16 protein-coding genes are annotated in these 15,495 nt (G+C 38.8%); 4 read left to right on the top strand and 12 right to left on the bottom strand.

Going from position 1 to position 15,495, the window contains the following annotated elements; genetic code table 11:
• Nucleotides 1-83: 83 nt before the first annotated feature.
• Nucleotides 84-1,352 carry an extracellular solute-binding protein gene (locus CEQ21_RS21760; RefSeq protein WP_185766315.1) on the bottom strand — a complete coding sequence of 423 codons (1,269 nt, stop codon included), beginning with the start codon at nucleotides 1,350-1,352 and terminating at the stop codon, nucleotides 84-86.
• 217 nt (nucleotides 1,353-1,569) lie between these two features.
• Here CEQ21_RS21760 and CEQ21_RS21755 point away from each other — a divergent pair, with 217 nt between their 5' ends.
• On the top strand, nucleotides 1,570-2,511 hold the full coding sequence (locus CEQ21_RS21755) for an ArsR/SmtB family transcription factor (protein WP_185766314.1): 942 nt from the start codon (nucleotides 1,570-1,572) through the stop codon (nucleotides 2,509-2,511).
• Nucleotides 2,512-2,634: 123 nt separating this feature from the next.
• On the opposite strand, the gene CEQ21_RS21750 is transcribed toward CEQ21_RS21755, so the two are convergent.
• On the bottom strand, nucleotides 2,635-3,270 hold the full coding sequence (locus CEQ21_RS21750) for a YitT family protein (RefSeq protein WP_419181603.1): 636 nt from the start codon (nucleotides 3,268-3,270) through the stop codon (nucleotides 2,635-2,637).
• Nucleotides 3,271-3,478: 208 nt separating this feature from the next.
• Between CEQ21_RS21750 and CEQ21_RS21745 the strand changes: the two genes are divergently transcribed.
• Nucleotides 3,479-3,922, top strand: coding sequence for an Lrp/AsnC family transcriptional regulator (locus CEQ21_RS21745; RefSeq protein ID WP_185766312.1), 444 nt, complete (start codon nucleotides 3,479-3,481; stop codon nucleotides 3,920-3,922).
• Nucleotides 3,923-3,971: 49 nt separating this feature from the next.
• Here CEQ21_RS21745 and CEQ21_RS21740 read toward each other — a convergent pair whose 3' ends face one another.
• The 4 genes from CEQ21_RS21740 to CEQ21_RS21725 all read right to left on the bottom strand — a co-directional run bounded on the left by CEQ21_RS21740 (nucleotide 3,972) and on the right by CEQ21_RS21725 (nucleotide 7,433).
• Complete coding sequence (locus CEQ21_RS21740) at nucleotides 3,972-4,757, bottom strand: HAD family hydrolase (RefSeq protein ID WP_185767375.1); 786 nt, start codon at nucleotides 4,755-4,757, stop codon at nucleotides 3,972-3,974.
• Nucleotides 4,758-4,881: 124 nt separating this feature from the next.
• Nucleotides 4,882-6,072, bottom strand: a complete 1,191-nt coding sequence (locus CEQ21_RS21735; RefSeq protein ID WP_185766311.1) for a class I SAM-dependent rRNA methyltransferase — start codon at nucleotides 6,070-6,072, stop codon at nucleotides 4,882-4,884.
• Between the two features lie 119 nt (nucleotides 6,073-6,191).
• Nucleotides 6,192-6,773 carry an ATP-dependent Clp endopeptidase proteolytic subunit ClpP gene (gene clpP, locus CEQ21_RS21730; RefSeq protein WP_185766310.1) on the bottom strand — a complete coding sequence of 194 codons (582 nt, stop codon included), beginning with the start codon at nucleotides 6,771-6,773 and terminating at the stop codon, nucleotides 6,192-6,194.
• Between the two features lie 18 nt (nucleotides 6,774-6,791).
• Nucleotides 6,792-7,433, bottom strand: a complete 642-nt coding sequence (locus tag CEQ21_RS21725; protein ID WP_185766309.1) for a sigma factor-like helix-turn-helix DNA-binding protein — start codon at nucleotides 7,431-7,433, stop codon at nucleotides 6,792-6,794.
• A 202-nt stretch (nucleotides 7,434-7,635) separates the two neighbouring features.
• Between CEQ21_RS21725 and CEQ21_RS21720 the strand changes: the two genes are divergently transcribed.
• Nucleotides 7,636-8,265: a DUF3885 domain-containing protein gene (locus CEQ21_RS21720; RefSeq protein WP_185766308.1), complete on the top strand. Its 630-nt coding sequence runs from the start codon at nucleotides 7,636-7,638 to the stop codon at nucleotides 8,263-8,265.
• Nucleotides 8,266-8,363: 98 nt separating this feature from the next.
• On the opposite strand, the gene CEQ21_RS21715 is transcribed toward CEQ21_RS21720, so the two are convergent.
• Nucleotides 8,364-9,005: a hypothetical protein gene (locus tag CEQ21_RS21715; protein ID WP_185766307.1), complete on the bottom strand. Its 642-nt coding sequence runs from the start codon at nucleotides 9,003-9,005 to the stop codon at nucleotides 8,364-8,366.
• Nucleotides 9,002-9,334, bottom strand: coding sequence for a PadR family transcriptional regulator (locus CEQ21_RS21710; RefSeq protein WP_185766306.1), 333 nt, complete (start codon nucleotides 9,332-9,334; stop codon nucleotides 9,002-9,004). Before CEQ21_RS21710 ends, CEQ21_RS21715 begins: the two co-directional genes overlap by 4 nt.
• A gap of 204 nt (nucleotides 9,335-9,538) precedes the next feature.
• Here CEQ21_RS21710 and CEQ21_RS21705 point away from each other — a divergent pair, with 204 nt between their 5' ends.
• Nucleotides 9,539-10,402, top strand: a complete 864-nt coding sequence (locus CEQ21_RS21705) for a YitT family protein (RefSeq protein ID WP_185766305.1) — start codon at nucleotides 9,539-9,541, stop codon at nucleotides 10,400-10,402.
• Nucleotides 10,403-10,922: 520 nt separating this feature from the next.
• On the opposite strand, the gene CEQ21_RS21700 is transcribed toward CEQ21_RS21705, so the two are convergent.
• The 4 genes from CEQ21_RS21700 to CEQ21_RS21685 form a co-directional block, all read right to left on the bottom strand.
• Entirely contained in the window at nucleotides 10,923-11,822 is a 900-nt protein-coding gene (locus CEQ21_RS21700) for an AEC family transporter (protein ID WP_185766304.1), read from the bottom strand.
• Between the two features lie 49 nt (nucleotides 11,823-11,871).
• Nucleotides 11,872-13,119: a glutamate-5-semialdehyde dehydrogenase gene (locus CEQ21_RS21695; protein ID WP_185766303.1), complete on the bottom strand. Its 1,248-nt coding sequence runs from the start codon at nucleotides 13,117-13,119 to the stop codon at nucleotides 11,872-11,874.
• Between the two features lie 14 nt (nucleotides 13,120-13,133).
• Entirely contained in the window at nucleotides 13,134-14,225 is a 1,092-nt protein-coding gene (gene proB / locus CEQ21_RS21690; protein ID WP_185766302.1) for a glutamate 5-kinase, read from the bottom strand.
• 342 nt (nucleotides 14,226-14,567) lie between these two features.
• The gene (locus tag CEQ21_RS21685; protein ID WP_185766301.1) at nucleotides 14,568-15,341 is read right to left on the bottom strand and encodes a Cof-type HAD-IIB family hydrolase; all 774 of its coding nucleotides are present in this window, start codon (nucleotides 15,339-15,341) and stop codon (nucleotides 14,568-14,570) included.
• Nucleotides 15,342-15,495: the final 154 nt, after the last annotated feature.

The raw sequence follows: 15,495 nt of genomic DNA, 5'->3' as shown, positions 1-15,495 counted from the left end.
TATTAACTTTTAAATAAAAATTTCAAAAGCTTACCTTCTGAGTAAACAAGAGGTAAGCTTTTTTACCTGCTAATTGCTTTACATTATTTATTTGAGTTATCTTTTTCAACCTTCGCAGAAACTTCTTTTTGCATTTGAGTAAGCGCTTTATCTACTTCCAGCTTTCCAAAAACTACATCTCCTGCTTGCGTATCAAGCGCTTCTGAAACGTAACCGTTGTATTTATAATCAAAGATTTTTAACGTTGCTTGCTGCTCTGGTGTTGATAAGAAAAATGCTTGTGGCATTTTTTTGTATTCTTCGTCTTCTAATAGGGACAACGTAGCAGGGTTTTGTCCAGACTTAGCCCATTCCATTGAGTTGTCTCGCACCCAATTCAAGAAATCCATCACAGCTTTTGCCTTTTCATCTGTCCGTTTTTCATCCTTAAACATGACAAATTGATGGGAGGAAGACCAGTTAACTGCTTTAGACAAGTCATCAGAAACTTGCGGGGCATTTGTTAATCCCCAATTTATCTTGCTTTGCTTCACTTGGTTTTGCATCCAAATTCCTTCTGGCAAAAACACTACTTTTCCTGTTAAGAACATTTGTGTTGGATCTTCCCCGTCTTTAGTTGTGTATCCTGTTTTCACTAAATCCTTCCACAAATTAAATGTATCCTTTGCTGCTTGATTATCAAGTGTCGGCTGGATTCCATCCTCTGAAAGCACGCCGCCATTTTGTGCATAAAGTGATAAAAAGTTCGGTTTTAACCAAGAGACTCCAATAGAGGCAATCTTATCTTTTTTCGAAACTTCGCCTGCTTGCTTTATCTCATCGAACGTTACGATATTATCGTCTAACGCTGTTGGTAAATACTTAGCTACTAAATCTTTATTATAGTAAAGTCCAAACGTATGTATATCTAGCGGTATACTATATCGTTCGGATTCAATCTCCCCAATATTCCAGGCTTCTGCTACATAATTTTCCGCCTTAATATCTGAGTAATCTGTTAACAAATCATTATAAGACGTTAACATATCATTATCTTTAAACTGCTTAATACGCTCAGCATGAACAATTGTTAAATCAGGTATATTCTTTTTGGAGTTCACAATCGTTGGAATTTTCGTATACATATCTGTTTCTTTGAGAGAGATATTCTTAATTTTGTAATCAGGATTTGTCTTGTTGTATTGATCTACCATTGCTTGCATGTTTTTCCCATCAGGTCCTGTAAATGGATTCCAAAAGGTGATTTCGTTTTTAGCGCTACTACTTGCACCTGAACTACTACATCCCGCCATAAGTCCAATAGCCAACCCTAACACACCCAAAAGCTTCCACCGTTTTTTTGAAGTACCCATCGAATTTCCTCCCCATTTCATTCAACTCATACATTTAACTATTTAGTTAAATATATTGATATGTTTGTTTTACATTTTTAATTTAACAACAAAAGAAAGCGTTGTCAACGTTATTTTATCAACAATTATAGTGTTTTCTATTGAGGTTAAACAAGTATAATGTTACAATCAAAGTACAAGCTACTATTTAATCTTTAGGTTAAGGAGATGAGCCATTATGCAAATTCAGGTTTCTAAGGATTACTTCTATGTTTATCAAGCACTAGCTAGTGAAACACGGATCGAGATCATTGAACTGTTAGCTAAAGCTTCTACAAATATTTCCGATTTAGCGAAACAATTACATATAAGCCCTGCTATTGTAACTCGCCATGTGCAGAAGCTAGAAGAAGCGGGAATAGTTAAATCAGTAAGAACTCCTGGTAAATCAGGGCTCCAAAAAATAGTGGAACTCGCCATCGATAATATTGAAATTCATTTCCCAAAGAAAATCTTTCAAGAATACGCTCTGCATTTAACCGATTTAAAAATTGGCCATTATACAGATTTCCAAGCAAAACCAACCTGCGGAATTGCATCAGAAACAGAAGTAATCGGCAAGCCCGATGACCCGAAATACTTTATGGATTCTAAAAGAGTTGATACACAGCTCTTGTGGTTGTCAGAAGGCTTTGTAGAATATAAAATTCCTAATCTTTTAGGGCCAAACCAAATACCGGAAATGATAGAAATCAGTATGGAGTTAGCTTCTGAATTCCCCTTATCTAACAATGTGTGGCCAAGTGATATTACCTTTTATTTAAATGGTGTTAAGCTTGGTACATATACAGTACCTGGAAACTTTTCTGACGTGCGCGGGCGCTATACGCCGAGCTGGTGGAATGATAAATTTAGTCAATACGGCCTTTTGAAAACAATTCGAATTAATAAAATAGATACAGGAATTGACGGGGAGCCATTCTCAAGTGTAACCATTGATGACATCCAATTAGATCAATCCCCATTTTTAACACTGAAGATTGCAGTGGAAGAAGGCTCGGAGAAAGTTGGCGGACTGACTCTGTTCGGGGAGCAGTTTGGAAACCATAAGCAAAATATTCGGGTTGGCATCTATTATTTAGAAAAGGAAACGCAAACTTTAAAAACCAGTAATATTTAAGGCTAATCTAAATTATTAGCTCTAAGTGAAATCAACATCTTACAACAAAAAAAAGTACCCTATAGATAGAAGACTTTTAAATGTCTACTCTATAGGGTACTTTTTATATCTAACAAACCTTTATTACATCGAGCTTGTTTCGAGCAGAGGCTCTTTGTTTGTTACTTTCACTGGTTTCGTGTTTCGTTTAGCAATTTGTTCTTTAAAACGGCTAAGCATTGTAGAAACAATCAGTACTGACAGAATACTATAGAAGCCTCTTAGCACGCCAATACTATACATACCGATAAGAATCACAATTGTATCAAAAATAAAATTCGTTTTTCCCATATTCCAGTTAAACTGTTTCTGAAGGATAATCGACAGGATTTGGGCACCTCCAAGTGACGAACCATTCATAAACAGTACGACTATACCAGCTCCGATAATGACTCCGCCAACAATCGATCCCACAAGGGGAGGAAAAGCAAGCGGTGGTAAATACGCCGTTATAAGGGAGGAAAGAATGGTAACAGTTGTTACTGCAAGTATTGTAGATATCGTGAACTGTTTCCCCATCTTTTTATAAGACAAAATATAAAATGGGATGTTAATGATCGTAAACAACACTCCGAATGAAATCGGAAATAAATACGACGAGCTTAAGCTTAAACCGGCCGTGCCGCCAGTAACAAGCGTTGCACTTTTTAGTACATACAGGCCTATTGAGGTGAAAAAACAGCCGACAATCATGATTAATATTTTTTTCAAACAAAACACTCCTAATATGATAAAATTTAAAGTTGGGTTATGAGCGAGGATGGCATATCGCTGAGTTTCTTAGGTAAATTTGGTGGTTTTGGTATATATTTAATGATAGAATAAACTTAAGCATTTTTACATATCAAAAAGAATAGAATGAACAAATATAACCTAAAAACTGAATGTATTTTATAGATTTTGATTTCATTTTGTAAAGGAGCAAAAAATGGATAAGGTAGATGTGCAATTGTTAAAATTACTGCAGGAGGATGGAAGAATAACGGTGAGTGACCTTTCCAAGCAGCTTTCCTTAAGTCGGCCAAGTGTATCTGAACGACTGCTGCGGCTGCAAGAACGAGGAATTATTCTTGAATTCAGCGCAAGGGTTTCCCCAGCAAAGCTAGGCAGGGAAACACTTCTGTTTATTCAAATAAGTGAATTGAAGGAAGAACCCCATGCATTTGAGGAATTCATTAAGCATGAGCAGGATATTTTGGAGTGTCACCGTGTAACAGGGCCGATCAGCTATACTATAAAGGCTGCCGTTTCAGGAATTGACGGAATGCGGCAACTAGTCGATCGGTTAATTCCCTTTGGCACAATCAATACCTCTGTTGTGCTTGCATCACCTGTGCCATTCAGGCATCTTATGCCAAAGAATGAGGAATAATAATAAAAGAAGCTCAGAGGCAAACTTCCTCTGAGCTTCTTATTCTTAATTAGCTAATTTCCTTTAAAAGTGGAAGCAGCTCAAGCAAATCGTTGATTTCATATGTCGGCTGCACATTTTCAGGTGTTTTTCCTTCTCTGTTAATCCAGACCGACTTCATCCCCACTCTTGATGCTCCGAGAATATCTGTCATCAGATTGTCACCGACCATTAGACAGTCATCCACACTTAAGTCAAGCAAGGAAACCGCATGCTCAAAAATAGCAGGATCTGGTTTCCCTTTACCAAAATCTCCTGAGATAACAATTTCGTCAAAATATGGAGCAATTTCAGGCGTTATTGTCAATTTCGTATTTTGCAAGCCTGGCGAACCATTTGTAAGGAGAAGCAGCTTGTACTTCCCTTTCAGTTCATCTAGAAGTGCAAATGTCTCCTCGTATACAAAAGGAGATTCTTTACGAAAAGCAGGGAATTGCTCTGCTAAATATTCACCGAACGCCTTATCCTCAATTCCCATTGCCAAAAGACCGTTAGTCCAAGCATCCTTGCGGTATATCGGAACAATTGCTTTCATTTTTTGGAACGATTCATGCTGATCAGCGAACTCTCCCCACAGACCTTCAAACGGATTAATCCCGATCATTTGTGTAAAAGCATACGTTTCATATGCTTGATATAAGGTTTGTGCTTCCTTTCTGACAGCTTCTTCAAAGCTTGATGCAGAAATTCCGTATTTGTCCTCAGCAAGCTTGCATGTTTTTTCAAATGCTTCTTTGACACTTCGTTTATCCCAAAGGAGTGTATCATCTAAATCAAACAATATCGCTTTCACTATTCAATCCCCATTCTATATGTACTAGTAACATTGCTAAATATTAGATTACTAGGTAAAGGCATGTAAGTAAACAGCGTTTTTATTCTCTAAATGAACTCGTTCTTAAAAATATTATCGTAAAAAACTATTTAAGTTTTTTTATAAAAACGACTTTTAAGTAATTGCTTTCCTTTAAGTTACGGATGTTTGCAAAGTCCTCTGGAAGGCCAAACTCCTCGAGAATTTCGTAGCTGTTCGTTTGCTTGTTAAATGCGTCATGAATAAATTGCTTGAACTTTTTCATATCGAACGTGCTGCAGTTTGTTGATGCAACAATAACCCCTGATTGCTTCGTGATGCTGATGGCCTCTTTTAACAGTTTGGAATAGTCCTTAGCCGCACTGAAGGTATGCTTTTTACTGCGCGCAAAGCTTGGTGGATCAAGAATGACCATATCAAACTCCAGCTGCTTTTTCACCGCATATTTAAAGTAGTGGAAAACATCCTCGACAACTATTTTCTGATATGCAAGCTCGATGTCATTGTATTCAAAGTTCATGGCAGTTTTCGCCCTGCTTCTGTTTGCTAAATCAACACTTGTCGTGGTTTTGCTGCCGCCAACTGCCGCTGCCACAGAAAATGCACCAGTATAGGAGAAGGTGTTCAGCACGTTTTTCCCTTTTGCATATTTGTCGCGGATTGTTTTGCGCACTTCACGCTGATCAAGGAATATCCCCGTCATTGCCCCTTCATTAAGGTCTACTGCATATTTTATGCCGTTTTCCTTTACCATCATTGGAAATTGCCCTTGTTCTCCATACGCAAAATCGTCACCTTCGACATATGTACCATTCGTATCAAACCGCTTCTTTTCATAAATCCCTTTGAAGTCTACATGACTCTCCAAAGACTCAATGATCCACTCTTTGTATTCGTAAATTCCTTTACTGTACCATTGAATTAACAAGTACTGATCATATCTATCTACAGTAAAGCCACCAATGCCATCTCCTTCCCCGTTAAAGAGGCGAAATGCTGTCGTTTCATTATCATGATATAATGCTGCTCTTTTGTCATTTGCCGTTTTTATTTTTTTAGCGAAAAAAGCAAAATCAATCGCTTCCTGCTGATTTGTCGTCAACAGCCAGCCAATCCCTTTATTTTGAAGGGCATAATATCCTCTGCCGATAAATTTTCCGGCTTTATTTTTCACATCAATGATTTGACCTTCATTTAATCCTTTTATTCCTACAAGGGAATCTTTATACAGCAACGGACTGCCGTTTCGAATACTTTTCTCAAATGCTTCATCTATCGTAACTTGCTTACCTGTCATTATTTCACCTTTTTTCTTCCTGCAAATAATCATTTTCTTGTCCTATTATAGCGTATCGGTGCAGAAAAAACGAATCACAAAAAAACAGCTGCACAAAATTAAGTGCAGCTGCTAAGCTTTTATTTCGAAACAATAATCTCATCAATGATTCCGTAGTCTTTTGCTTCTTCTGCTGTCATGAAATAATCCCTATCTGTGTCAACAGCGATTTTTTCGACAGCTTGCCCTGTTCTTTCCGCCATAATCTGGTTGATTTGTTCACGCAGCTTTAGAATTCGTTTCGCTGTTATCTCAATTTCCGTCGCTTGCCCTCTTGCACCGCCAAGTGGTTGGTGGATCATAATTTCACTGTTAGGCAATGCATACCTTTTTCCTTTCGTGCCTGCAAGCAGCAGCAATGCTCCAAAGGATGCTGCCATGCCTGTGCATATCGTACGTACATCAGGCTTTATATACTGCATCGTATCAAATATTGCAAATCCGGCTGTTGTGGAGCCACCCGGACAATTTATATAAATGGAAATATCTTTATCAGGGTCGTCTGCCGCTAAAAATAATAACTGTGCAACAATATTGTTGGCAACATGATCATTAATTTCTTCACCAAGCATGATAATCCGGTCCTTTAACAGCCTTGAATAAATATCGTAGGAACGTTCGCCCCCGCTCGATTGTTCAATTACATATGGAATAGCACCCATTTTTTTGCCCCCTTTTATCTATGCTGCTAGCTGCATAATTGGTCCCGTGCTTTGCCGCTTAAGCTCTGTTCTGCTTCCATTAGCTGGATAAAGAACTTGCACAGACAGTATTTCATTGATCAACAGTGCTGGATTTTGCTGCTTAAGCGTTTTATAGTATAGTCTGCTTGCATCACTTGTGCCGGCATTGTCTTTTGTATCGTTATGCTGTTTATGCAGTTGATTTCTCGCTCGAAACAGAATTGCCTTTATTCCTGTTTCCGTCATTTCCAATGCTTCAGCCGCTTCTTTAATACGATAGCCAAAGCCTTCAACCAACAAGAAGACGGCTGCTTGCTTTTTTGTCAGCGACTCAGCCAAATGCTCTGCTACAATCATCCAATCAGCAGCACGATCAGCCTGCACAGCTTCTGTTGCAGATAGATGTGCTTTTTCCTGCTTATCTTTGCGTATTGTATCAACCCAGCGGTTATGAACCATTTTCTTTAATAGTGAGACCGTTATTTCACTGTCTTGATACGATTCCATTGCCTTTAAGAAGGTGTCATGAATGATATCTTCCTTTTCCCATTTAGTCATCGCGAGATATTGACAGTATTTACTCAAGCTTTCGTAATGCTTATGCAGACTGTTGTCATTTTCTAACGGCTGTTTGCTCAACTTTATCCCTCCCTTTGCTTTTGGTTTTCCTACTTAGAACGTTTCAGCCAGCAAAAAAGATACGGGGCAAAAAAAATTCTTTTACTATTTATTATACAGCTGTACTTCTCTTCATGCTAAAATAGCAGCAGTTATTTAAATGGCTGGAGAATACAAGCATAGTATTCTCTGCTGAATTGTTAACAGGAAGTGAAAATTTTTTATGAAGTTAATCGATTATTTACAGGAAAGGTTTCCTGCTGTCACATTGATTCCAAGTATTTATTATCAATGGAATATTGGCATCCACTTTACTCTCGGGAATAATATTTATCAATTTACAGATGATGATAAACTTAATTGCGAAAGATTTGAGCTTGTATATAAACAAGTTTCTCTGATGTTTGATGAATTGTTTGACGAAAGCGATGACTTGTTCCTTGTCACAAATGTTTATAAACATAAAACATATGAGAAAAAAACCAAAAAATTAAAGGTATACAAGCAATTTCTAAAAAGAAAAGCGCTATTACATAAAATTCACGTACAAACTTCTGCTTATCCCTTTGAAATAGAGGAAGCAAATGAATTCGAAATGCAACAATTTTCCTTATTGTGCAAGCTTGAAGATGTGCGTGTTAAGGAATTACTGAAAGCAGCCAGCAATGAAGATTTTCCGTTATATCCAAAGCTGGGAGGGTATTCCGCTGGTTATCCTGATGTATTCTTTGTGAACATCACAAAGGACATTATATTTTTTGTGTATGATGACCGTGGCTGTGAAGTGATCGCATTGGATGAGGAGCGAATTCGCCCCCTTTCTGAAAAATATTATGAATGGATAGAAGACTGACAGAAACAGAATGTAAAAATGGACAAAATAGATACAGTGTTTGTTCGCCAAAAAAACTCTGCATCCCTTAAGGAGTACAGAGTTTTTTTGGCATACAATTAAATCGATTTCGTTGTGCCATACCGAAATCCTAAGACGGAAATCGGATATAAAAAAATTGTGCTAATAATGCAGATTACCGTAAACTCGTCCGTTAACAGCGGCGCAAAAACGGACGCAGGAATAATCCGAAAAACGACCATTACCATTAAGAACAGGTTTGGTGCAAGTGCGATGTAAAAGGTTCTTTTCAACAGCTTTTTTCCGCCAAGTCCAAACTCCTTGCCAACCTCATAACCAAGCAACAGCCAATAAAACAGATACAGAAAAATCAGAAAAAACGGAATACTAGTTAGAAAAAACCACAGCTGCTTTACTGTCGGGCTTGATAAAGAGTGATAAAAAACTGTTAGCATTATTCCTGCTGCAAAAAAGAAAAAGTTGCCGCAAAAGAAAATCCACTTTGTCCGGGCAGGTGTAACCGTCCGCTCTTCTTCGTACAATGCGGCCATTTCTGCAGGTGTGCCAAGTCTTTGTATAACTATACCCATTGCGGCTTTTTCGGTCATGCTCGTACAGTTTACCTCAGCTAACAAATCTGTCAAATGGTGTTCATATTCCAGTATAATACCCTCAACCCGATCGTGATTTTTCAAACATGTACGGAGGATATCCAAATACTCTTGTTTAGAAGAAATCATATTCCTTTTCTCCCAATCACCTTATCAATCGTTTGAACAAAGCTTTTCCATTCCTTTGTTTTTTGCTCGAGTATCTCAAGACCTGTTGCGGTTATACGATAATATTTACGTGCAGGACCTTTTTCAGAATCCTTCCAAAATGATTCCACATATTCTTGCTTTTCTAATTTATGTAGTGCTGGATATAATGTGCCTTCTTTCACCTGCAGAGAATAGTCGCTGCGGCTTTCCATCTCCTTCACTAGTTCATAGCCGTACATTTCTTTTTCGGCTAATAGCTGCAATAGAATTAAAGAAGTACTCCCCTTAACAAGCTCCCGATTAAACATATTTTCACCTACCTAGAATTATATAGTACTGATATTCTATCTCTTTCCTTGTTAAGTTGCAACGGATTTCATGTTAAAAATATGTAAAAACAGTCGTGTTAGAAAAGAATTATCTTATGCTGGAATATTTTTCTGTTTTGTTGGCATCATAAACCATGTTCATTTAAAGCGAAGTATTCCATCGTTTTAGGAAGGGTGTGTAAGATGGGAAAAAAGCATAAAAAGGAAGCCAAAATCCATTTCATTATCCGCTATATCATGCTGATGATTGGCGCAAGTCTCGCTGCTGTAGCGATTGAATTATTTCTTGTGCCAAATACAATTATAGATGGAGGCATTATTGGCATTTCCTTGATCATTAACTATATGACCGATTTCAGTTTTGGAATTTTAGTGCTGATTATCAACATCCCTTTTTTGTTTGCAGGCTATAAATACATCGGCAAAAATTTCTGCATCTCCTCTTTATTTGCGATTATCATGCTTGCTGTTGTTGAATCTTCCTTGCATCATGTTGATCCATTTACAAGGCAGCCGCTTCTTGCAACTGTTTTTGGAGGATTGCTGCTTGGTGCTGGTGTTGGTCTTGTTATCCGCAATTCGGGAGCCTTGGACGGAACAGAAATACTTGGCATCCTGTTATCAAAAAAAATCCCCTTTTCCGTCGGGGAATTCGTGATGTTTCTGAACGTTTTTGTGTTCACTTGGGCAGGGTTTGTACTCGAATGGGAACAAGCGATGTTCTCCATTCTCACCTACTATATCGCAAGCAAAGCAATTGACGCTGTCATGCAAGGATTTGATGATACAAAAGCAGCCATGGTTATCACAAACGAATACGAAGAAATCGCCGAAGCATTATCAGACCGCCTTGGCAGAGGTGTCACAAAGCTAAAAGGCAAAGGTGGTTATCTTGATCAGGAAAAAGAAGTGCTTTATGTCGTGTTCACCCGGCTCGAAATTGCCAAGTTCAAAAGCATCGTTTTGGAGATTGATCCCAATGCGTTTATTACGATTATGGACACACAAGAGGCACATGGCGGGAAATTTAAGCATGCGATTCATTGAGAGAGTGGTTTTTGGTGTTTCAACAACATTTTCAACAACAGTCTAAGCTGATGACTTAGGCTGTTTTTTTTGCCTAAAACCCGGCATTCAATATACAATTTCTAAAATACTTTGAAATACGAAAGGCAAAGCAGCTATTAAAAAACAACTTATTCCAATAGTAACAGCAGCATACAGAAAACACTTTCGAAAGGAAATGTCTTTTCTTTTGTAAGCGATATAAAAAACCTTCAACAAGAAAAAGACGGTCATCACGATGATGAGGGCTGAGAAAATAGTTGCTAGGATAAGCTCCATAATTAACTCCTTTTTGTAACAAAATTTCTAGGATAAATAATTTTTTTAGAATCATATATTACATAGATAGCTTAACACGTATATCCTAAATTCATTAACTAATAATCAACTTTTTTGTAAATTAATTTACATAGTTCAATACTTTAAAAAATAACCCTAATCGAATCTACTGCCGATTAGGGTTTCAGAATTAAACTTATCTCCATACTGCCAATACACCGTCTCACACAATAAACAACACAATCGGCAATGTAATAATACTCGCCAATGTACTAAATAGTGTCGCAGTGGAAACAAAGTCTGGTTCTGTTCCGTATTGCAGGGCATACATGGTCGTATTGGCGGCAGAAGGCATTGCTGCAAGTACGATCATCACTTGTTTCAGCATGTCATCGACAGGCAGTATGAAGGTCATTCCCCATGCGATCAGCGGGGAGATGATCAGTCTTAAGGTTAATGCAAAGGATAATGGTTTTACTTGAATTCGTTTGACGGATATTTTCGCTAATGTCATCCCTAAAACGAGCATGACGGTTGGAATGGCAGCATCTCCGACCATTTTAATTGCATCAAGCATTGTATTGGACAATGGGATATGCAAAAAGTGAAAGAGCATCCCAAGCATGGCACCATACATGATGGGAACCTTCAATACCTTCTTCCAGGTTTCGTTTGCTGATTCACCGTCTGCAGATCCTTTGGCTGCATAATAGACACCAATTGTTGCCATTATCAGCTGTTGGATAACCATCAGGATAACGGCATAATGAAGGGCTGGCTGTCCGAAGGCAAATAAAACAAGTGGTGTTCCGTAGTTGCCATTATTCATAAAGGCAGATGACAAAATCATTCCGCATGTTTTCTTAACGTCATATCCTCTAATGATAGCCACAATATAAATAATTCCAATAATACCGAAGACAAGGGCTAACGCATATATTGCCATCATTAAATAATCCAGGTCAAAAGTAGTTTCATAGAAAACACTAAAGGACAATAATGGTGTCATTAAGTAAACGGTCATTGTCGTTATCGCCTTTGTATTGATATGAAGAACCTTCTCACCAACAAATCCGACAGCAAATATAAAGAATATCGGTAATAGTACCGTAACAAACTGCATTTTTTTCGCTTCCTATCTATTAAATTACAATCAATCAAAACTTTGCAGCTTATTTTCTGACTTGGCCATTTCCATAAATATAGTATTTGGACGATGTCAGAGCATTTAACCCCATCGGTCCGCGTGCATGGAGCTTTTGGGTGCTTATGCCGATTTCGGCACCGTAGCCGAACTCAAAGCCGTCCGTGAAACGGGTACTGGCATTATGGTAAACAGCGGCAGCATCGACACTTAATAAAAATGCTTCTGCATTTTCCGTTACCTCTGTAAGAATTGCTTCTGAGTGCCTTGTGCCATACTTATTTATATGTGTGATTGCTTCGTTTATATCTTCTACGACTTTAACACTAATCTTTAAGGCAGAGTATTCTGTATACCAATCCTCTTCAGTTGCAGCATGAGCCATTGCGTAATCAGTTATGACTGCTTCGTCTCCGTAAATTTCCACCCCGTGCGCTGCTAGTGCTTGCAGGAGCTCTTGGCCGAATTTCTCGTACCAGCTTCTATGAATTAAGATAGTTTCCAGTGCATTGCAGACAGATGGGCGCTGTGTTTTACCATTAAGACTGATATTAAGTGCCATTTCTTTATCAGCACTTTCATCTATAAATAGGTGGCAGTTCCCAGCACCTGTCTCAATAACTGGTACAGAAGCTTCTTTGACAACTGTATCAATCAAGTTTTTGCCGCCTCGTGGAATAAGAACGTCCAAATACTCTGTCAGGTGAAACAGCTCTTTTGCCGTTTCCCTGCTTGTATCTTCAATCAGCTGAACTGCATCAACAGGCAGAGCTGATTTTTTTAATGCTTCATGAATGGAACGGACAAGAGCCATATTGGAGCTTGCCGCAGAAGAACTGCCTCTTAAGATAATGGCATTTCCTGTCTTAATGGATAATGTGGCCGCATCGATTGTCACATTTGGGCGTGCCTCATAAATCATGCCCATCACACCGATTGGCACGGTCTTTTTTAAGATAAGCAGGCCATTTTCTTTTTTGATTTCTTCTAACGTAGCACCAATTGGGTCTTTCAGTTCAATTAGCTGTCTTATCGCCATCGCCATGTCTGCGATTCTTTTTTCATTAAGCATGATTCTGTCTAAAACAGAAGCTGACAAGCCTGCTTTTTCGCCATGAACTAAATCTAGTTTATTTTGTTCAATAATAATGGCTTGGTCTAGAAGTAGCTGGTCTGCGATCAATGCCAGTGCGTTATTTTTATCCGCTGTCGTCAGTTTCCATAATTGTCTGCTTGCGTCTTGTGCCAATTTACCTTTTACTTGAACCTCTCCCATATAAAGAACCCCCCTTAAATTTTCACCCAGCTATTGCGATGAATGACTTCCTGCAATTGTTCGCCTGCTTGTTTTCTTTCTTTTGCACCGAGAAGTTTATGAAGCTCATTTGAGCCATATTGAACCTCACCTTTTCCAATAAGGCCTGATGTCCCAAAAACTTCGACAACATTTCCTTTTTCGAAAATTCCTTCAATTTTATAAACGCCTGCGGGAAGTAAGCTGCTGCCTTTTTGCAGTAAGGCAAGTTCTGCCCCTTCATCGACAAACACTTTACCTTCCACCGTTGAATGCAGAGCAATCCACTGTCTATTGCTGGTTATCGCACTTAATCCATCTGAACCGATATAAGTACCATCACCTTTTCCTTCTATGATGGAAATGAGCTTATCTGCTCCACTGCCATTGCCGATGAACACTGGTACTCCAAGGCTTAACGCGGTTTCTGCAGCAATCAGCTTCGACTTCATACCACCTGTACCTACCTTCGAGCCGCTCCCTTTCGCACCTTCAAGAAATTCAGCTGTTACTTTTTCAATAAAGTCATATCGTTTCGCAAGTGGATTTTCATTTGGATTACTGTCATATAGCCCGTTGATGTCTGTAAGGATAATCAGCTGTTCTGCGTGAATAAGACCGCTAACTAATGCTGACAGCATATCATTGTCCCCAAATGTCAGCTCCTCAACAGATACAGTGTCATTTTCATTGATGATTGGGAGAATTCCTCGTTCCAAAAGCTCTGATAAAGTGGAATATGCGTTGCGGTAGCGCTCCTTTTTACTGAAGTCGTTTCTAGTTAGCAGTATTTGCGCTGGAACAATGCCGTACTCTCGAAAACGCTCTGTATAGCTTTGTATAAGAAGTCCCTGCCCAACTGCTGCTGCTGCCTGTTTGCCTTTTAATGTGACAGGGCGTGACGGGTAGCCAAGCTGTTTGAAACCTGCTGCAACTGCACCAGAAGAAACGAGTATCACTTCTTTGCCTTTTTCCTTTAAGGCTGCGATGCTTGCTATATGATCCTTCAGTTTGTCCTGGTCAATCTCCCCTTTTGAATTTGTCAGCGAGCTGCTGCCGATTTTTATTACGATCCTTTTCCTATCCACGTCGATTTCCTCCAACCCTTCACAATTCTCACCTATCAATTGCTCACAATCAATAAAAAAAAGCTCTTTTCATCCTGTAAAAAGGACGAAAAGAGCTTTCCGTGGTACCACCTTAATTGGATAAGAGAAACTAGTCTCATTACCCCACTTTGTCTGATAACGCCAGATTAAACGCCTATTTTTATAGGACTCGAAAGGCAGGTTCTGCGGCATGTCGTCATGGAGCCTTTCAGCTTATAAGCTCCACTCTCTTTTACGAATGGTTATCGCATACTAGTTCTTTCTCTTCGTTCGGTTCTTCTTTTTTTATTTATTATAGCAGTTATTTTTTTTGTTTCAACATTATTTTTTTAAGGCTGGCTCTTTCGCCTTTTTCAACGCCCAAGTACGAATTGCGTATGCGACACCATTTTCGTCATTCGTTTTTGTCGTCACATCTGCTGTTTCCTTGACGATATCCTGTGCATTGCCCATAGCAACACCAATACCTGCTTCTTTTATCATGCTGATATCATTCAAGCTGTCTCCGCATGCCATCACTTCATCCATTGTAACACCAAGGCGCTCGCAAACGGTTTTTAAGCCTCGTGCTTTATTGATGCCAAATGCATTTACTTCAATATTTACAAGGGAGGAATTGCTTATTTCAAAAACTCCTCTTGCTTGAAGTTCCTTTAAGACATTATTGCGGATTGTGTCGTCTTCAATTTGATAACCGAATTTCAACCACTCTAGCTTATCAAGGTCCTCAGGCATTTCATCCTTCCATGTTTTACCACAGCTAATTGCCCATGTTTTTGCTCCATGCTTTTGTGCAAGCTCCCAAAGCCAGCGCATTTGCTCGACTTCAACCAAATTCCGTTCAATAAGATTTCCTTGCCAATCCCAGATTTCACTGCCATTCACCGTAACAAGGAAGGTTTTTAAAAATAAACTTTCTGAATGCTCCTTGCATGTTGCAATAGATCTGCCTGTACTAAGCACTACATGAATGCCTTCATCTTGGGCCTCTTTAATTGCTTTGCGGTTTTCTTCTGGAATTTCTCCATCTCCATTTAATAATGTGCCGTCCATATCGAGGGCAATCAGTTTAATCTCTCGTGCTTCGTTGGTCATTTTTGTGGTCCTCCAAATTTAGATTCTTAGATAGCCAAAATCATGACTGTCATGTCTGTTCTTACACTTCGTATACTTATTCCCTATATAAGTATACATTTACCTGCAGCTTAAGTAAAAAAACCAGCATAATTAACAAAACCTTAATAAATGC

Origin of the sequence: Niallia circulans (assembly GCF_007273535.1) — a bacterium.
Classification (GTDB): Bacteria; Bacillota; Bacilli; order Bacillales; family Cytobacillaceae; genus Niallia; species Niallia circulans_B.
The sequence above is the reverse complement of the archived record's forward strand: the minus strand, read 5'-3'. Positions and strand labels throughout refer to the sequence as shown.